Origin of the sequence: Burkholderia sp. AU15512 (assembly GCF_002223325.1) — a bacterium.
In the GTDB taxonomy this organism is placed as follows: Bacteria; Pseudomonadota; Gammaproteobacteria; order Burkholderiales; family Burkholderiaceae; genus Burkholderia.
The window spans coordinates 76044-92898 of sequence record NZ_NKEX01000008.1; the positions used below are offsets into that span (position 1 = coordinate 76044).

The 16855-nt window shown below is 61.3% G+C and carries 18 protein-coding genes, 2 pseudogenes and 1 other annotated feature; of the genes and pseudogenes, 14 read left to right on the top strand and 6 right to left on the bottom strand.

The genetic code is table 11. The features are described from left to right. Window positions 1-28: 28 nt before the first annotated feature. The 6 genes and pseudogenes from CFB43_RS32620 to CFB43_RS32640 all read left to right on the top strand — a co-directional run. The gene (locus CFB43_RS32620; RefSeq protein ID WP_089498280.1) at window positions 29-1843 is read left to right on the top strand and encodes an aminopeptidase P family protein; all 1815 of its coding nucleotides are present in this window, start codon (window positions 29-31) and stop codon (window positions 1841-1843) included. 90 nt (window positions 1844-1933) lie between these two features. After that, window positions 1934-3304 carry a metallopeptidase TldD-related protein gene (locus tag CFB43_RS32625; protein ID WP_089498281.1) on the top strand — a complete coding sequence of 457 codons (1371 nt, stop codon included), beginning with the start codon at window positions 1934-1936 and terminating at the stop codon, window positions 3302-3304. 119 nt (window positions 3305-3423) lie between these two features. Further along, a complete protein-coding gene (locus CFB43_RS32630; protein WP_089459813.1) occupies window positions 3424-3852 on the top strand; it encodes a Fis family transcriptional regulator in 429 nt (142 codons plus the stop codon). 80 nt (window positions 3853-3932) lie between these two features. Further along, the gene (locus CFB43_RS32635; protein WP_089498282.1) at window positions 3933-5201 is read left to right on the top strand and encodes an NHL repeat-containing protein; all 1269 of its coding nucleotides are present in this window, start codon (window positions 3933-3935) and stop codon (window positions 5199-5201) included. 9 nt (window positions 5202-5210) lie between these two features. Continuing rightward, on the top strand, window positions 5211-5429 hold the full coding sequence (locus CFB43_RS38135) for a hypothetical protein (RefSeq protein WP_143060042.1): 219 nt from the start codon (window positions 5211-5213) through the stop codon (window positions 5427-5429). A 244-nt stretch (window positions 5430-5673) separates the two neighbouring features. Continuing rightward, window positions 5674-5868: pseudogene (locus CFB43_RS32640) on the top strand (IS5/IS1182 family transposase); the annotation flags it as partial. 1 nt (window position 5869) lies between these two features. Here the strand turns inward: CFB43_RS32640 and CFB43_RS32645 are convergent. The 3 genes and pseudogenes from CFB43_RS32645 to CFB43_RS32655 form a co-directional block, all read right to left on the bottom strand. Then, window positions 5870-6124: pseudogene (locus CFB43_RS32645) on the bottom strand (transposase); the annotation flags it as partial. Next, window positions 6105-7339, bottom strand: a protein-coding gene (locus CFB43_RS32650) for an IS3 family transposase (protein ID WP_226274140.1) whose coding sequence is annotated in 2 segments (ribosomal slippage) — window positions 6105-7048 and window positions 7048-7339 — 1236 coding nt in all. Because the reading frame shifts where the segments join, the coding sequence is not laid out codon by codon here. The pseudogene CFB43_RS32645 and the gene CFB43_RS32650, both read right to left, overlap by 20 nt. Then, window positions 6942-7058 (bottom strand) — a sequence feature (AL1L pseudoknot). It overlaps the preceding gene by 117 nt. A 217-nt stretch (window positions 7340-7556) precedes the next feature. Next, on the bottom strand, window positions 7557-8783 hold the full coding sequence (locus tag CFB43_RS32655; RefSeq protein ID WP_256990165.1) for an AAA family ATPase: 1227 nt from the start codon (window positions 8781-8783) through the stop codon (window positions 7557-7559). Between the two features lie 833 nt (window positions 8784-9616). Here CFB43_RS32655 and CFB43_RS38615 point away from each other — a divergent pair. The 6 genes from CFB43_RS38615 (at window position 9617) to CFB43_RS32680 (ending at window position 13334) form a co-directional block, all read left to right on the top strand. Continuing rightward, window positions 9617-10159, top strand: coding sequence for a chorismate mutase (locus CFB43_RS38615; RefSeq protein WP_256990216.1), 543 nt, complete (start codon window positions 9617-9619; stop codon window positions 10157-10159). Next, window positions 10140-10358: a hypothetical protein gene (locus CFB43_RS38620; RefSeq protein ID WP_179254957.1), complete on the top strand. Its 219-nt coding sequence runs from the start codon at window positions 10140-10142 to the stop codon at window positions 10356-10358. The genes CFB43_RS38615 and CFB43_RS38620 overlap by 20 nt, the downstream gene beginning before the upstream one ends. Beyond that, window positions 10355-10900, top strand: a complete 546-nt coding sequence (locus CFB43_RS32665; RefSeq protein WP_089498286.1) for a thioesterase family protein — start codon at window positions 10355-10357, stop codon at window positions 10898-10900. Before CFB43_RS38620 ends, CFB43_RS32665 begins: the two co-directional genes overlap by 4 nt. A 368-nt stretch (window positions 10901-11268) precedes the next feature. Continuing rightward, window positions 11269-11862, top strand: coding sequence for a cytochrome b/b6 domain-containing protein (locus tag CFB43_RS32670; protein WP_256990217.1), 594 nt, complete (start codon window positions 11269-11271; stop codon window positions 11860-11862). A gap of 2 nt (window positions 11863-11864) precedes the next feature. Beyond that, complete coding sequence (locus tag CFB43_RS32675) at window positions 11865-12656, top strand: molybdopterin-dependent oxidoreductase (RefSeq protein WP_089498288.1); 792 nt, start codon at window positions 11865-11867, stop codon at window positions 12654-12656. Between the two features lie 63 nt (window positions 12657-12719). Then, window positions 12720-13334 (top strand): hypothetical protein, encoded by a 615-nt coding sequence (locus CFB43_RS32680; protein WP_089498289.1) that lies wholly within the window; start codon window positions 12720-12722, stop codon window positions 13332-13334. Between the two features lie 87 nt (window positions 13335-13421). Here the strand turns inward: CFB43_RS32680 and CFB43_RS32685 are convergent, their stop codons facing one another. Next, complete coding sequence (locus CFB43_RS32685; protein ID WP_089498290.1) at window positions 13422-14252, bottom strand: oxidoreductase; 831 nt, start codon at window positions 14250-14252, stop codon at window positions 13422-13424. A gap of 91 nt (window positions 14253-14343) precedes the next feature. After that, window positions 14344-15090 carry a glucose 1-dehydrogenase gene (locus CFB43_RS32690; protein ID WP_089498291.1) on the bottom strand — a complete coding sequence of 249 codons (747 nt, stop codon included), beginning with the start codon at window positions 15088-15090 and terminating at the stop codon, window positions 14344-14346. 137 nt (window positions 15091-15227) lie between these two features. Here CFB43_RS32690 and CFB43_RS32695 point away from each other — a divergent pair, with 137 nt between their 5' ends. Together CFB43_RS32695 and CFB43_RS32700 are read left to right on the top strand one after the other, a co-directional pair. Continuing rightward, complete coding sequence (locus tag CFB43_RS32695; RefSeq protein ID WP_089498292.1) at window positions 15228-16097, top strand: LysR family transcriptional regulator; 870 nt, start codon at window positions 15228-15230, stop codon at window positions 16095-16097. An 87-nt stretch (window positions 16098-16184) separates the two neighbouring features. After that, window positions 16185-16610 (top strand): RidA family protein, encoded by a 426-nt coding sequence (locus tag CFB43_RS32700; protein ID WP_089498293.1) that lies wholly within the window; start codon window positions 16185-16187, stop codon window positions 16608-16610. Here CFB43_RS32700 and CFB43_RS32705 read toward each other — a convergent pair. Further along, a complete protein-coding gene (locus CFB43_RS32705) occupies window positions 16596-16790 on the bottom strand; it encodes a hypothetical protein (RefSeq protein WP_089498294.1) in 195 nt (64 codons plus the stop codon). The two genes, CFB43_RS32700 and CFB43_RS32705, sit on opposite strands and share 15 nt — an antisense overlap. Window positions 16791-16855 lie beyond the last annotated feature (65 nt).

Sequence of the window (16855 nt, forward strand, 5' to 3'; positions counted from 1 at the left end):
GCGCCATTCCAAACACAAACGAACGTTCATGAATCAACCTCTACCTGACATGACGCCGGCGGCGGCTCGCATTGCGCGACTGCGCGGCGCGATGATCCGCGAGGGGACTGCCGCGTATCTCGTGCCGTCCGCCGACCCTCACCTGTCCGAGTACCTGCCCGAACGCTGGCAGGCGCGCCGCTGGCTGTCCGGTTTCACGGGCTCGGTCGGCACGTTGGTCGTCACCGCGGATTTCGCGGGCCTGTGGGTCGACAGCCGCTACTGGGTGCAGGCCGAGGCCGAGCTCGCCGGCACCGGTGTACAGCTGATGAAGATGACGGGCGGTCAGCAAAGCGCGCCGCATGTCGAGTGGCTCGCGCAGAACGTGCCGACCGGCGCGACGGTCGGCGTCGACGGCGCGGTGCTCGGGGTCGCGGCGGCCCGCGCGCTGACGGGGGCGTTGAACGCGCGCGGCATCGCGCTGCGCACCGATCTCGACCTGCTCGATGCGATCTGGCCCGAGCGACCGGGGCTGCCCGGCGACGCGGTATTCGAGCACGTCGCGCCGCAGGCCGACACGGGCCGCGCGAGCAAGCTCGCCGAGGTGCGTCGCGCGATGCGCGCGCAGGGCGCGCAATGGCATTTCGTGTCGACGCTCGACGATCTTGCGTGGCTGTTCAACCTGCGCGGCACCGACGTCGACTTCAACCCCGTGTTCGTCGCGTACGCGATGATCGGCAGCGATCGCGCGACACTGTTCGTCGCCGACGGCAAGATCTCGCCGGCACTGGCCGCGTCGCTCGCGCAGGACGGCGTCGAGGTTCGCCCGTACGATGCCGCGCGCGCCGCGCTCGCGGCGCTGCCCGACGGCGCGACGCTGCTGATCGACCCGCGCCGCATGACGTTCGGCACGCTCGAGGCGGTGCCGGCCGGCGTGAAGCTGATCGAGGCCGTGAACCCGTCGACCTTGGCGAAGTCGCGCAAGACGGCCGCCGAGATCGAGTGCGTGCGCGTGACGATGGAACACGACGGCGCCGCGCTCGCCGAATTCTTCGCATGGTTCGAGCAGGCGGTGAACCGCGAGACGATCACCGAGTTGACGATCGACGAGCAGCTCACGGCCGCGCGCGCACGGCGCTCCGGCTACGTGCAGCCGAGCTTCGCGACGATCGCCGGCTTCAATGCGAACGGCGCGATGCCGCACTACCGAGCGACGCCGGCTTCGCACGCGACGATCGCCGGCGACGGCCTGCTGCTTGTCGATTCGGGCGGCCAGTACACGACCGGCACGACCGACATCACGCGTGTCGTGCCGGTCGGCACGATCAGCTACCTGCAGCGCCGCGATTTCACGATCGTGCTGAAGTCGATGATTGCGCTGTCGCGCGCCCGCTTTCCGCGCGGGATCCGCTCGCCGATGCTCGACGCGATCGCGCGTGCGCCGATGTGGGCGGCCGGGCTCGACTACGGTCACGGTACGGGTCACGGCGTCGGCTACTTCCTGAACGTGCACGAGGGCCCGCAAGTCATCTCGCACTCCGCGCCGGCCGAGCCGCATACGGCGATGGAGGAAGGGATGATCACGTCGATCGAGCCGGGCGTGTACCGGCCCGGCAAATGGGGCATCCGGATCGAGAACCTGGTCGTGAACCGCGAGGGCGAGCAGACGGAATTCGGCGATTTCCTCGCATTCGAGACGCTGACGCTGTGCCCGATCGACACGCGCTGCGTGCTGATCGACCTGCTGCACGACGACGAGCGCGCGTGGCTGAACGCATATCACGCGACGGTGCGCGAGTGCGTCGGCGGGCACGTGAGCGGTGACGCGAAGGCATGGCTGGACGCGCGTACGCAGCCTGTCTGACGAAGCCAGCCGGTTCAACACAAGAGGGAGCGTCACGTCACCGACGGTGACGTGTGACGACACGTCGCAATGAACACGAGACAGTGGAACATGGAAGCCAACCTGAACATGCAATCGAATGAATTTCTGCATACGCAAGACGAATTCAACCAATATGCGGCCGACATCCTGGCGCACGCCAAGGCTATCGGTGCGACCAGTGCGATGACAAGGATCGCGGAAGGCAGCGGCTTCTCCGTATCTGTTCGGCGTGGTGCAACCAATACCATCGAACACAAGCATAGCAAGGGCGCCAGCGTCATCGTCTATGTCGGCAACAAGCAGGGTACGGCAACCACGTCCGATTTGTCCCCGGCTGCCCTGAAAGATGCGGTCGCTGCCGCCTACCATATTGCCAGCGCCACGGCCGAGGATGCGGCAACCGGGCTTGCCGACGACGACCAGCTCGAACATGCGCCGCGCGATCTCGACCTTTACCACCCGTGGCCGCTGTCGATCGACGGAGCGCTGGAGCTCGCGCGCCGGGCCGAGGACGCTGCGTTTTCGGTGAGCCCGCAGATCCAGAATTCGGAGGGGGCGAGCGTCGATACGATGAACGGACACTTCGTGCTCGCCGCGTCGAACGGGTTTCAGGGCGGCTACGCGTCGTCGAATCACTCGATATCATGCAAACCGCTGGCGGGAAGCGGCAGTCATATGCAGATGGAATCCTGGTACACGTCGGAGCGGCGGCCCCAGGATCTGGCGTCGCCCGAATTCGTGGGGCGTTACGCAGCCGAGCGCGCCATTGCGCGTCTGCAGCCGCGCCCCTTCGAGACCAGAAAGGTTCCCGTTCTGGTGGAGGCGCGGTTGGCGGCGGGATTGCTGATGAATTTCGTCCAGGCGGCGAGCGGCAGCGCGCTGTTCGCGAAAGCGTCTTTCCTGGTCGACAGTCTCGGGAAGGAGATCTTCGCGCCGCACATCCGGATCGACGAGGATCCGCATGTACCGGCCGCGATGGGCAGTGCGCCGTTCGATGGCGAGGGTGTGAGAACGCGGAAGCGTCGCGTGGTGCACGACGGTGTGATCGAAGGCTACTTCTTGTCGTCATACGCGGCAAGAAAGCTCGGCATGCAAACGACCGGCAACGCGCACGGTCCGCACGGTCTGTCGTTGCGCAGCACGGCAACCCTGCCGGGCGACGATCTCGACGGCATGCTCGAGCGACTCGGGACGGGGCTGCTGCTTACGTCGATGATCGGACAAGGCATCAATTTGGTGACCGGAGACTATTCGCGAGGTGCCGCCGGGTTCTGGGTCGAGAACGGCAAGATCCAGTACCCGGTGGAAGGCATTACGGTCGCCAGCACGCTGCAGCAGATGTTCAGGAACATCGTTGCGGTGGGAAGCGATACGTTCACGGCTGGCGCGTTGAAGTCGGGCTCGGTGTTGATCGAAGAAATGACCGTGGCCGGACGATGAGCGGTTTCGTCGAGATCGCGGCGGCTCGCAGGGCGTTGCATGGACGATTGCAGAATGGCCTTTCCGTGCTGCGTGGAAGGGGGATAGCCTTCGTCCGGCAATTTCCTGGACGGTGAACCATGCGTGATTTCCATAGCCGGGCTCGCCAATCCAGTCTGAGGAAACGCGCTCGAAAGATCGATTGCATGCCGCTTCCCCGGCATGTCAGGGATAGTCTGGCGCTCGAATATCATCTGCAGCTCGAAGCACTGAAGGCGGGCGTGGGGACGTTGACGTCGCTGCAATTGCTGACAAGAGTGGCACTGGCCGCCGAGATGCTGCGATCGTTGGGGTATGGCGCAGCGGAAACGCGGGGGTTCCATGAGTACGAGGCCGCTGCATGGAATGCGCTTCAGGCTGGGCGGGATGGCGAGATCCAGTTCGATGAGGACAGCTATCGGTTATTCGCCGAGCTGGTGACGAGCCATGATGACCAACTGGCTCGCGCGCCCGTGAGCGCGATCGAGGCCGTCGCGAATCGACTGGAATCGGCCTGTAGCCGGGCGTGACACTGCACGGCCGTCTTTTGGAAGTTGACCATGCAGAAGATATTTTCAATAAGAAATAAATTTATATTGGGGATCTCGCGATGGCAAATATAAATCATTGGATTTTTGCTATTTTATGTTCTTTGTTTTTGGTCGGTTGCAATGGAGATGGTCCGGCAGCTGAAAATTCCACATTGTCGACTTCAAATAAGGCGGCTACTGTATTTGCGGGATCTAAACAATATGGTTCGGTTGACAGTTCTGGAGTCGCGGCGTCATTTAATAGCCCGGTCAATTTGGCCGTCGATACAATGGGAAGTCTCTACGTCGCCGATGCCGGCAACAATAAAATCCGGAAGGTTGCGGCGAGTGGCGTTGTAACGACGGTCGCCGGATCAGGGCAACCCGGTTCGACCGATGGTGCGGGTATGGGGGCGACCTTTGACCATCCATCCGGTGTCGCCGTCGATGCAGGAGGTGCTCTGTACGTTGCGGACACAGCCAGCAATAAGATTCGGAAGATTTCTCCAGCAGGTCTCGTGACGACGCTTGCAGGATCTGGGCAATCAGGTTCGACCGATGGTCTTGGGGGGAATGCGTCGTTCAATCATCCGACGGGAATCGCTGTCGATGGAGCCGGTTCACTCTACGTAGCGGACACGGAAAACAACCTGATCCGCAAGATTACTGCAACAGGTCTTGTGACGACTCTTGCCGGATCCGGGCAAAGAGGTTCGACCGATGGTCTCAGTGGGAATGCGTTATTCAACCATCCCATGGGTATCGTCGTCGACGGAGCGGGTTCAATTTACGTGGCGGACACGGAAAACAGCCTGATCCGCAAGATTACGGCAGCAGGTCTTGTGACGACGCTTGTCGGATCTGGGCACACAGGCTCAGCCGATGGCCTCGGGCGGAATGCGTCGTTCAATCATCCCATGGGTATCGCCGCCGACGCAGCCGATATACTGTATGTAGCGGACACGGAAAGCAACCTGATCCGCAGGATTACGGCAGCAGGTCTTGTGACGACGCTTACCGAGTCTGGGCAGTCAGGCTCGACAGATGGTCTCGGAGCGAATGCTTCGTTCAATCATCCCATGGGTATTGCGATTAATTCATCTGGGATTGCCTATATTACTGAATCTGATGAAAATATAATCTACTCGGTTAATCTTGGAAGGGGGCGCGCCAAAATCAATTCCAAGAGATTTAATTCATTCCAGATTGATTGCCAGCAGGTCAAGCAAAGCTGCATAGCTCAATGCAGCGAAACAGCTTTGCCGACTCCGGATTATGGATTTGCGTTTTGGAATTGCATGACAAGCTGTATGGATGAGAAAGGATTTTTGTATGGGGTTGATTGCTAGGGGTGAACAATGATTGCCGATCTTGAAACTGCCAGAAAGATAAACGAGTTGATGCTTTCGATGGGGGCATCGTTGAATGAATCAGTATTTCTTGTTGTTGATAACTGCTCGGATGATGATGCTAAGAAATACAAGCTGATGATTGGTAATGTCATGAGTGGCTTGTACGACATACTGGCGCAAATTTATATCGATCACCCAACCCTCAAGCCAAAAGGGTTATTATAGGCATGTCGTTATACACAACGTCCTCGTTGTTAGGGAAACTCTGCGCAATTCGCACCCGTCTTGTGCTTGCAGTGAATCGTCGAGCAGGAGAGCATGTAGCGCATGAAACACGCTGACCTTGGGGCATTGTTGCAAAAATCGGGCGAGCCAGCGGCCGGCTGACGTTTACCCACAACAGCCGGTCCGGCACCCCTTTTAACAATTCGGGGTCCTGTGTAGATTCTCGATTTTTGGCTGCGAGAAGATGCGCAGGGACAAGGGCAAGACGTGCGAGCCGAAGGCGCGCTATCGTGTCAGGAACTGGTCGACCTGCAACGCCGGCCTGATCAACCGAGGTAACGTCACGATGTGGATCGATGCAGCCGCCCTTGCGGGCATACCCGACACCGAGCCGACCCGCGGCCGTCCGCGTCTGTACAGCGACGCACTGATCCAGGCGCGGTCACCCGCGTGAGTTCGGCCTTCAATCGCCGCGCCTCGGCACTCTGGTCTAGTTCCACCTGCCGCACGACATCTGGCTTATCGAACTTCGCTCGCCAGGCATATAGGCTGTGCGTCGTAATGCCCAAACGCTGGGCCACATCTGCAACCGAATGACCACGCTCGGTGACTTGCTTGACTGCTTCGATCTTGAACTCATCTGAACCGCCCCGGGAATCATGGAGGCTGGTTGGTTTAAGTTGATGCGGGTTCAGTGGTAGCTGTTTCAAGTTGCCGATAGTCGTTTGCCTCAGCTTCGGCGGGCGGGATATAGCCGAGGGGTTCCATCAACCGATGACGATTGAACCAAGCCACCCACTGCAGCGTTGCCAGTTCAACGGATTCTCGCGTTTTCCAGGTGCGGCGATGAATCAGTTCAGCCTTGTACAGGCCGTTGATCGTTTCAGCCAGGGCGTTGTCATAGCTGTCGCCCCGGCTGCCGACCGACGATTCGATGCCCGCTTCGGCCAGCCGTTCGCTGTAGCGAATGCTGACGTATTGGGACCCTCTATCCGAATGATGTATCAAGGTTCCGTCGTCGCCCGGGCGCCGCGCGTAAAGCGCCTGTTCAAGTGCATCCAGGACGAAGTCCGTGGTCATCGAACTGCTGATGCGCCAGCCGACGATACGGCGAGCGAACACATCGATCACGAAAGCCATATACAGCCAGCCCTGCCACGTCGAAACGTAGGTGAAAGCCGAAACCCAGAGCGGGTTCGGCCGTGCCGCCTTGAACTGGCGATTGACCCGATCCAGCGGGCGCAGGGCTATGGCATCAGGAACAGTCGTGCGAACACGCTTGCCTCGCATCACGCCGCGCAAACCCAGTTGCTTCATCAACCGTTCGACCGTGCAGCGCGCCACCGCGATACGCTCCCGGTTCATCTGCTTCCAGACTTTATCCGCACCGTAGACCTGCATGTTGGCCTGCCACACACGCTTGATATCCGGCCGCAGACGTTCATTGCGGATTGCGCGAACAGAGCGCCGCGACGGATCACGAAGCTGCGCGGCATGGCGTCGGTAACCCGACGGGGCAATCCGCAAGACCTTGCAGATCGGCTCGACCCCGAAGGGGTCGCGATGCTGATCGATGAATGCCTTCAGGACTTGAAACGGCGGTCGAGCTCCGCCTGGGCGAAAAACGCGCTCGCGACCTTGAGAATCTCGTTGGCACGACGCAACTCCTTGACTTCGCGCTCCAAGGCCTTGAGGCGCTCGCGCTCGTCTGTGGTCACGCCATCGCGCTCACCGTGGTCGACCTGGTCACGCTTGACCCACTCGTGCAGCGTCTGCGGTGTGCAGCCGATCATCGGCGCAATCGATTCGATCGCCGCCCACATCGACGGATGTTCGCTACGCTGCTCGCGTTCCAGGCGCAACGCGCGCTCTCGGACTTCCGGGGAAAACTTACTTGGCTTCTTGTTCATGGCTCCATTCTCTCAAGAGTTGGAGCCTCCACAAAATCCGGGGCGGTTCAGACAGGAGGTTTTCGCTCAGCACGCCCGCCTTGAAAGTCGCGCCGGTTTCATGAAACGATGGACTTCCCGTGATGTTTTCTAGAGCCGATCACCGGCGCGGTTCAGTTTGGCCAACATCCGAATCGGTGCAACAGATCCGACTGACGAGCGCATCGACGGGTGTCTGTTACTTGCCCGAATCCGGCCATCGCCAAACGGGTCGGTCGAGCTTGTGCTGCCCGAGAATCGTCGTCTCAGAGAATGCCTTTTCCAGGGTGATCTGGCTGAACTCCGTGTCCTCTTCAAGCGCTGACGCCAGCCGTGTCGAATGGGAAACGACCCAGATTTGAGAATACATCGCCGCCTGCCGAATGAGTCGGCCCAGCGCGGGAATGAGATCGGGATGAAGGCTCGCCTCGGGTTCATTGAGGACCATCAACTCGGGCGGCCGCGCAGTCAGCAAGGCTGCACACAACAGCAGATATCGCAGCGTGCCATCGGAAAGCTCGGCAGCCTTGAGCGGGCGGAACAGGCCGTCCTGTCGAAACACGAGCGAAAACAATCCGTCCCGCTCCGTTTCAATTTCGACATGCGCGCCGGGAAAGGCATCGGACACTGCATCGTCGAGTGCCTGATGATCACCGACTTCGAGAATCGTCTGCCACGCCGCAGCGAGATCGCGCCCGTCATGATGGAGAACGGGAGTACGGGTTCCCACATGCGACCGCCGTGCCGGCGCATCCACATCAATTCGAAAATGATCGTAGAAGCGCCAGCGGCGCATCACTTCCCTGACTTCGAATACCTCCGGACTGCTCCGATCGTTGCCGATTTGCGAGAAGAGGCTCTCATAACGGGGCAAGCTGTGTGTTACGGTATCCCAACCGTCGTCCGACCGGCGGTGCACGACATTACCGTCCCGATCAATCAGCATGTTCGAGGACCGAAGGAATGCGCCACTCCAAATCGCTTCGCGCTTGAATTCGGGGTCCAGCTTGAACGCCGAAGGCGATTCGGATGATTGCTGGGCAAGACCCATGGACACCGCGTAGCCGAATGTCATGCCGCCGAAGCCCAGCTTCAGGCGCGGCGCGGGCGTTCCTTTGGCCGGTCTTTGCAGCGGGATCTCACCACGTCGCATCGCCCCCGAGCGGTCCTCCGGCCCTGCCCATACGACCGACTGCAAGCCGCCCTCGGAGGCCAACGGCGCCACGATTCCATCCTGCGCTGTGCTGGCGAGCAACCGCAATGCACGATAAAGATTCGATTTGCCGCTGCCATTCGCTCCAGTGATCAAGTTGAGCCTCGACAACGGGATGACGAGTTCCTTGATCGAGCGGTAGTTGTTGATTGCCAGGGTCTCCAGCATGGTCGAGCGCAGTATCCGGTTTGGGTCGAATGCGGGATGGGGCATGACGCCTCGAACGCATTTGATATTGACGGCGTGTCGCGTGCAGGCCTGAGCGAGTTGAGGCGTCTTCGGTCACAGGTGCGCTTGCAAAACAAATCGATCTCGTGGTCTCTAAATTATTTCTCTATCGAAGATCGTCGGTTGCTCTTCGCTGATGTGAGAGGAAGTTTCACGGCTGGTGACGGCCAGCGCTTCCCCGACCCGCATACGGAACAAAGGATTCGTATGACACTAAAGACGAACGAGCGAAGGATTTAGTACCGTCTCTTTTTTATGTATTTTATATATAGGTATGGTTGTTTAAATAGAAAATATAGATCGTTGATGTGCTGACGAGAAACCGCTTGCATCCGCGCTAAATCGGAAGCCCCTGAGCAAGGCGATGTGCTGCGGTGTAGTGAATCATCCAATCGGCGAAAGCATCGAGGGCGATGCCGCACGCCAGACCATTCAGGAATCTGCCTCGACGCCACTTGCAGCAAGAGGGTTATAACTTCTTGCCTGTGCGGAGGCATCGAACGGCGGCCCTCACGAATCGGAAATCCCTTGCACGTTGGGTCGGTCATTTGACCGATGTGCACCGGTCAAATGTTTTGCGATTCTTCAACGACGGAGAAGATGGCGTAGACACTATGACTTGTAGCGTACGGGAAGGGAAAAACGGCGTGGCCGCGACTGCCACCCAGGAATGGGCGCCAAGGGCGCCGCGACCTGACGAAACGAGGGCATATAAATCCAAGGTCGAGCGTTCGACTCCTGCACCCGATGGAATTGCCCGCGGAATGAAGTTCAGATCCTGGAGATCATGTCTTTTGATAAGTTCACTCGCCACTGTCATGTTATCCATATCGCCGTCGGCAGCGGTACCTCCGGGCAACGCGTCGACGTTAAGCGCGCTGTTGGATCTGACGGCAGCACGGCTACGAATTGCGAGGCAGGTCGCACTGAGCAAGTGGGACTCCGGAAAGCCCGTGGAGGATCTTTCGAGAGAGTCTGCGGTGATCGCTGCCGCGGTAAAGGAAGCGCGAGCCAACGGAGTACCGGCCAAGTTGGCAGTCCATTTCTTCACGGATCAAATTGAAGCCAACAAGCTTGTCCAGTATGCGCTGCTGGCTGAATGGCGGCGCTCTGATCACGCCCCGGATGATGCGCGTGCGGATCTCGAGAAAGAAATACGTCCCGAACTCGACCGTCTCAAAGGCGGGTTCATCCAAGTACTCGCACAATCCGGTGAATTTCGGGACCGTACTGACTGCAGCGAGCGCATTTCTCGCGCAACTCACGAGTACATCGCGACGCACTCTTTGAATTCGCTCTATGCACTCGCTATGGATCGCGCGCTTGCTCGGGTTTGCGAGCGTGACGAGCAACGTCCCTGACAAACGCACCGCGAATCGCGTATCTGTTTCGTTTTGTGTCGTCGCCGCCATTGCCTATGAAAAGTCCGCGGAACGCGCAGCAGAAGTGGTCGCTGCACTCGAAAAGCGTGGCCGGCAAGCCGTCGCCTGCTTCCCGTCCGGTATGGATGCCGTGACGCGCGCGCTCTGCGCCGGCACCGTCAAAACCCGCGATTCATGAATCTACTGCTGCGTTTGTGTCTGACGTTCCTGCTGAGCCTGCGTCGTCAGCGACTGCACATTCTCGACACCTGTGTCACGCCGTTTCGCGTGTGGCCAAACGACCTCGATGTGCTGCGCCACATGACCAATGGCCGCTACTTTGGCATTCTCGATCTGGGGCGGGTCGATCTGCTGCTGCGCTCGCGCGTCTGGCAACGCGTCAATGCGCAAGGGTGGTATCCCGTCGTCACGCTCGAGACGATACGATTTCATCGATCGCTGCATCTGTGGGAGCGCTACGACGTCACGACGCGTGTGATCGGTTGGGACGAGAAGCATGTGTTCCTGGAGCAGGGGTTCAGCCGCGGCGGGACGCAGGTCGCGGTCGGCGTCGTGCGAACCCGGTTCCTGAAGCGCGGCGGAGGTACCGTGCCGACCGACGAACTGCTGGCGTGGATCGGCGTGACGCAGCCTCCGCCCGAACTGCCCGAATGGGTCGTGCAATGGAGCCGAGCCGAGGGTGGGATGGCGATGCATGCGGAATCGGTTCTACAGACTTGATGCACCGCGATGGCAGCCGCTCGCGGACATGCCGTCAGCGGTCGCGATGGCCTTCGTCGGCGCCGGAAGTTTTCCGGCGCGGTGACGGCATGTGGCGGGATAAATCCGCCCCCTTCAACGCGCGCGACGGGCGGGACGTGGTCGACGTCGAAGCGAACCTTCGACTGGCCGGCCCGCGCCGACGGGTCGCGTGGCGGACGACCGCCATTGTTCCCGCCAGCCGCCTGACCGTCGGCTCGACAGGCGTCCGACGGGGTCGGTCGTTCGACCGATACCGCTGCGTCGCGGCAATTGCGATCCTTCTCGTCACGCCCCTGTCACCACGGCATGACGCGTGCACCATCCGCAAGATTACGAGGAAGTTCGCTGTGAAACGTTCGACGATTCATCCGCTGTGGGTCCGTCTTCTCCATTGGATCAATGCCGCCGCAGTCATCGCCATGTGCCTGAGCGGCTGGCAGGTCTACAACGCGTCGCCGATTGTCAGGGCGGTCACGTTTCCGCGTTCCACCACGCTTGGAGGCTGGCTGGGCGGTGCGCTCCTCTGGCACTTCGCGGCGATGTGGATCCTGGTCGGCAACCTGTTCGCCTATCTCGTGCTCGGCATGGCGACAGGGCGGTTGCGCAGGAAGCTGTTGCCGCTCGGCATGCGCGCGCTTCTTTCCGACCTCGCCGCCGCGCTGCGCGGAAAGCTGGTTCACGAAGATCCCGCGCAGTACAACGCCGTGCAGAAGTTCGCGTATCTCGGCGCGCTCGCCGATATCGTGCTGCTCGTTCTGTCGGGGCTCGCCATCTGGAAACCGGTGCAGTTTGCTTTCCTGAGGACATTGATGGGCGGATTCGACAACGCGCGCATCGTTCATTTCGTCGCGATGAGCGTGCTCGTCGGTTTCCTTGCCGTTCACGTCGTGATGGTCGCGCTCGTTCCGCGCTCATTGCTCACGATGATTCGAGGGCGCTGATCATGAATGAACCCAAACGTTCGTCGCGGGCCGACCGCGTCTCGCAGCTCGATTCGCATGCGATCGTCAAGGATGCGCGCAACGCGCTCCAGTCGACGCAACGCCGCCTGTTCGGCAAGCGGATCCTCACGCTCGGCGGCCTGATGCTGCTTTCCGGCTGCGACCTGACCGACGACCAATCGGTCAACACGATGCTGCGCCGCGTGTCTTCGTTCAACGACGACGTGCAGGCGTCGCTCTTCGATCCGCGCAAGCTTGCGCCGACGTATCCGGAGTCGATGATCGCGCGGCCCTTTCCATTCAACGCGTACTACGACATCGACCAGGTGCCGGACGTGGATGCGGAGAAATATCGGCTCCAGCTCGGCGGGCTGGTCAAGGGCAGGCGTACGTGGACGCTCGACGAGCTCCATGCGTTGCCGCAGGAAAGCCAGGTTACGCGGCATATCTGCATCGAAGGGTGGAGCGCGATCGGGAAGTGGGGCGGCGTGCGATTTTCCGATTTCCTGTTGCGCGCCGGCGCCGACACCACCGCGAAGTACGTCGCGCTGCATTGCGCCGACAACTACTGGACGAGCATCGACATGCCGACCGCGCTCCATCCGCAAACGCTGCTGACGCTCACCTATGACGGCCGCGTCTTGCCGGCGAAGTACGGCTTCCCGATGAAGCTGCGCATGCCGACCAAGCTCGGATACAAGAATCCCAAACACATCGTCGCCATCACGGTGACCAACGCATTCCCGGGCGGTTATTGGGAAAACCAGGGATACAACTGGTTTGGCGGCTCCTGAGCCCTTGGCCCTGGACACCTCGCCGGTCACGTTCTCGATCGCAACCTCATCAAAGGAGCATTCATGTCCATTCGACTCAAACTCGCCGCCTCCGTCGTCGCGGCGACGCTGGCCGGCACCGCGTTCGCGCAATCCGCCGCGGTCAAGCCCGAGCGCATTCGTGGCGACATCGTCTCGTTTTCCGGAGACAGCCTGAAGGTACATCGCCGCAGCGGCGACACCGTGCTCATCAATGTCGCGGCGTCGACCAACGTGAACGCGGTGAAAGCGATTCAGCTGTCCGATATCAAACCGGGTTCCTATGTCGGCGCAGCGGCCACGCCGGGCGAGAACGGCAAGTTGATCGCGAAGGAAGTGCTCGTATTCCCCGAGGCCGCGCGCGGCATGGGTGAAGGCCACTATGCGTGGGATCTCGCCGCGAACAGCTCGATGACGAACGCGAATGTGGATACCATCGTTCAAGGCACGAGCGGGCGCGATCTGAAGCTTTCGTACAAGGGCGGCAGCAACACGATCAACGTGCCGCCCGACGCGCCGGTCGTGACGCTCATCCAGGCGACGCGCGCCGATTTGTCGGCGGGCAAGAAGATTTTCGTCGTGGCTACGCCGGGCAAGGACGGGGGATACGACGGACGCCAGATCGTGGTCGAGAAGGACGGGGTAGCGCCTCCGATGTAAGCCGGCCGCCGGCGGGCGACTTGTCGTTCGCCGGCGTGTCCGCGATTCGTTTTCTTTCGGGCCGACCGTTGCGTCGGCCCGAGACCGTCAATCGAAGTCGGTCGCGATGGAGCGCGCGCGCCATGCGTCGATGTCCCGGCGGAACGTCTTCAGCTTGCGCTCCGCAATGGCATGGGCACTCGGTCCGATCGGCAGGTGCAACGGTGGATCGTCCGAGTCGATCGCCTGGATGATCACCGCGGCGGCTTTGGCAGGATCGCCTGCCTGATGTCCGTCATTGCTGTCGCGGTAGCTGCGCGCGGAGCCCGCGGTTGCCGAATAGTCGCCGATTTGCTGCTTGGCGACCGTGATCGAGCGCCCCAGGAATTCGGTTCGAAACGGACCGGGCTCCACGATGACCACGCGAATGCCCATCGGTTCGACTTCCTGTGCGAGGGCCTCCGACAGGCCTTCGACTGCAAACTTCGTCGCGTTGTAATAGCCGCGGCCCCCCGAGCCGGCGATACCGGCACCGGACGACAGGTTGACGATCCTGCCACCGCCGGTGCGTCGCATCAGCGGCAACGCCGCGCGCGTCGTCTCGATGAGCCCGAAGACGTTCACATCGAATAACGGCCGGTATTCCTCCGGCGTGCCTTCTTCGATTGCGCCCATGAATCCATGCCCGGCGTTGTTGACCAGCACGTCCAACCTGCCGAACGCTTCAATCGTCAACGCCATGGCCGCGTGTATCGTCTCCGGCATCGTCACGTCCAACGCTGCAACACGCAGCGTGTCCGGATAACGCCGTGCCAGATCGCGTAGCGTTTCCGGTGCACGCGCCGTTGCCACCACGTGGTCGCCGCGCGCGGCCGCCGCGCGTGCGAGATGCAGGCCGAAGCCGCCGGAGCAGCCGGTGATCAACCAGGTTTTGTTCATGCGTTTCTCCTTTCGCTCGATTCTGCGTTTCGATACGCTCGACGGAGCGCGCCGATGCGGGATCGGCGCACGTTCCCGCGAGCATGGCGCGTCAGCGCATGCCGCCCGACGCGAGAATGATCTCGCCCGTCATCCATCCCGAGTCGTCGGACGCGAGAAACGAAACGATCGGCGCGATGTCCCGCACCTGGCCGATGCGGCCGAGCGGCGTCTGGTCCGCGTTCCACGTCTCGAAGTTCGATCCGATGACGCCGGCGGCATGGGTGCCCTCGGTTTCCACCAAGCCGGGGTTCACGGCATTGACCCGGATGCCGCGCGGGCCGAGCTCCCGCGCGAGCACCCCGGTGATGGCGTCGATTGCGCCTTTCGTGCCGCTGTAGATGGCACTCTCGGCCGGAAGGACGCGCGTGACGTTGGAGCTGATGTTGACGATGCTGCTGCCGTTGCCGAGGTGCGGCGCGGCGGCGCCGGCGACCAGCAGCGGACCGAGCACGTTGATGTCGAATTGCTCGCGGTAGCGTGCCTCGGTGGTTTCCTCGATCCTGGCGAACTGGTAGACGCCGGCGTTGTTCACCACGATGTCCAACCGCCCGAAATGGTCGATGGCTGCGTTGACGAGTGCCTCGACCTCCGCCTTGTTCGTCACGTCGGCGCGCACCGCCGATGCCTTCCCGCCGGCGGCCTGAATGTCCCCGACGACCTGTTCGGCACCGCTCGCGCTGGATGCGTAGTTGACGACGACCTGTGCGCCGTCGGCCGCAAGCTGGCGCGCGATACCTGCGCCGATGCCTTTCGATGCCCCCGTCACGATCGCGACCTTGCCCTTCAACTTGTTCATGTCTTCACACTCCGCAGAGGTTGGCCCCGAGCGGGGCGGTTCGGTAGATGCAAGTCACCATCGTGAGGCTCACACAATTGTTTGTGAATGGTCGTTCTTGTATATTGAATGTACATTTTTGAACGAAGGTTCATCGCATGGAATGGAGTGATGTCCGGGTGTTTCTGGCGGTCAAGCGGGGCGGATCTTTCGGTGCGGCAGCCCGAAGCCTGGGCGTGAGCCATCCAACGATCGGCCGCCGGATCAAGGCGCTGGAGGATGAATCCGGGCAGGCGCTGTTCCGCAGGACCGCGGATGGGCTGGTGCTCACCGACGCCGGCGATACCGTGCTGAGCCTCGCCGAAGCCATGGAAAACGCCGCGCTGGCGATGGAGCGGCGTCTGGCCGGTCATCACGACCGTCTCGAAGGCATCTTGCGGATATCGTGCGCAGAGTGGTTCGCCGGCTACGTTCTCGCGCCGGTTCTGGCGGAACTGGTGCGCCGTCATCCGGCCGTGGTGCCGGAAGTGATCGCGAGCTACCGATTGCTGAGCCTGTCGCGTCGCGAGGCCGACCTGGCCTTCCGGATCGTTCCTTTCACCGAACCGGACATTGTCCAGCGCCGCATGATGAGCGTTCCGTACGGCCTTTACGGCACGGCGGAAACCGCGCGTGCGTTGCGGCGCGATCCTGCTTCAGTGGGATTGATCGTGATGAATACGGCGCAGTCTCACTTCCCCGACGTCGCCTGGCTGCTCGACAGGTTCCCGCGGTCGCGGCGCGTGTTCACCAGCACGAGCCGAGCCGTTCAGGGCCGGATGTGCGCGGCAGGCATGGGCATGGCGGTGCTGCCGCGACCGCTGGGCGACGCGATACCGGCAGTGCAGCGCATCGAAACGCCGGAACCGCCCCCATCCCGAGACATCTGGGTGGGGTACCACCATGACCTTCGGCATATGGATCGCTTGCGCGCGATGCTCGATATCGCCGATACGATGCTGACCGAATCACCGATTGCCGCGCGCTGAATTGAACTTCGTGGGTGCTCTCGGCCAGATACGGTCATCATCCGCGCCGCGGTAAATGACCGCTTCAATCCTTAAAGGGTAAGACACATGACCATCCGTGAATTGATCATCCCGCCGACGATGCAACGTATCGTAGAGCGCGCCGGTTATGTACCGGCCGTGAAGGTTGGGTCCATTGTTTTTTGCGCCGGACAGGTCGGGCGTACCGTTGACCTCGAAGTCATCGCCGATCCCGAAGCGCAATTCCTGGCATGCTGGGAAAATTTGCGCGTGGTTCTGGAAGCGGCTGGGTGCACTTTTGAAGATGTTGTCGATATGACGACATACCACGTGCAGATGGGCACGCATATGCCCGTATTTCGCGACGTGAAGAATCGGGTTTTTCCACGCGGCACATGCGCGTGGACTTCGATCGGCGTGACCGAACTCGCGCATCCCGGCTTGCTGGTCGAGATCAAGTGCGTGGCAGTCAAGCGAGATGCCGCTGCGGCGGGAGCGTCAGCCAATCGCTGAAGGGCGGCCGTTTTCCACGCATTCCCAGCGGTAGGGCGCCCGCGCTGGCGACAGCCGCCAGCCGATACAGCGGTGCCGGACGAACGCGTCGGGGTGGCCGGGCGCGCCGTGTTTTTCGATGTAACCGGGCGCGGCCGCCGCGCGTTCGCGTTGCCCGCCGCCCAGCGGCATGGCGATCATGTCCTTCTCGATGCATTGTCCCAGTCGGATCCCGGCATCGAATCCGCGCGACGATGTCGAATTCG

Bases quoted from the DNA above. Each gene is read 5' to 3' on its own strand.
- CFB43_RS32625 (WP_089498281.1), top strand. From the start codon at position 1,934: ATGGAAGCCAACCTGAACATGCAATCGAATGAATTTCTGCATACGCAA.
- CFB43_RS32695 (WP_089498292.1), top strand. From the start codon at position 15,228: ATGGAATGGAGTGATGTCCGGGTGTTTCTGGCGGTCAAGCGGGGCGGA.
- CFB43_RS32700 (WP_089498293.1), top strand. From the start codon at position 16,185: ATGACCATCCGTGAATTGATCATCCCGCCGACGATGCAACGTATCGTA.
- CFB43_RS32655 (WP_256990165.1), bottom strand. From the start codon at position 8,783: ATGCCCCATCCCGCATTCGACCCAAACCGGATACTGCGCTCGACCATG.
- CFB43_RS32620 (WP_089498280.1), top strand. From the start codon at position 29: ATGAATCAACCTCTACCTGACATGACGCCGGCGGCGGCTCGCATTGCG.
- CFB43_RS38135 (WP_143060042.1), top strand. From the start codon at position 5,211: ATGATTGCCGATCTTGAAACTGCCAGAAAGATAAACGAGTTGATGCTT.
- CFB43_RS32630 (WP_089459813.1), top strand. From the start codon at position 3,424: ATGCGTGATTTCCATAGCCGGGCTCGCCAATCCAGTCTGAGGAAACGC.
- CFB43_RS32675 (WP_089498288.1), top strand. From the start codon at position 11,865: ATGAATGAACCCAAACGTTCGTCGCGGGCCGACCGCGTCTCGCAGCTC.
- CFB43_RS32680 (WP_089498289.1), top strand. From the start codon at position 12,720: ATGTCCATTCGACTCAAACTCGCCGCCTCCGTCGTCGCGGCGACGCTG.
- CFB43_RS32665 (WP_089498286.1), top strand. From the start codon at position 10,355: ATGAATCTACTGCTGCGTTTGTGTCTGACGTTCCTGCTGAGCCTGCGT.
- CFB43_RS32635 (WP_089498282.1), top strand. From the start codon at position 3,933: ATGGCAAATATAAATCATTGGATTTTTGCTATTTTATGTTCTTTGTTT.
- CFB43_RS32705 (WP_089498294.1), bottom strand. From the start codon at position 16,790: ATGATCGCCATGCCGCTGGGCGGCGGGCAACGCGAACGCGCGGCGGCC.
- CFB43_RS32685 (WP_089498290.1), bottom strand. From the start codon at position 14,252: ATGAACAAAACCTGGTTGATCACCGGCTGCTCCGGCGGCTTCGGCCTG.
- CFB43_RS38615 (WP_256990216.1), top strand. From the start codon at position 9,617: ATGTTATCCATATCGCCGTCGGCAGCGGTACCTCCGGGCAACGCGTCG.
- CFB43_RS32690 (WP_089498291.1), bottom strand. From the start codon at position 15,090: ATGAACAAGTTGAAGGGCAAGGTCGCGATCGTGACGGGGGCATCGAAA.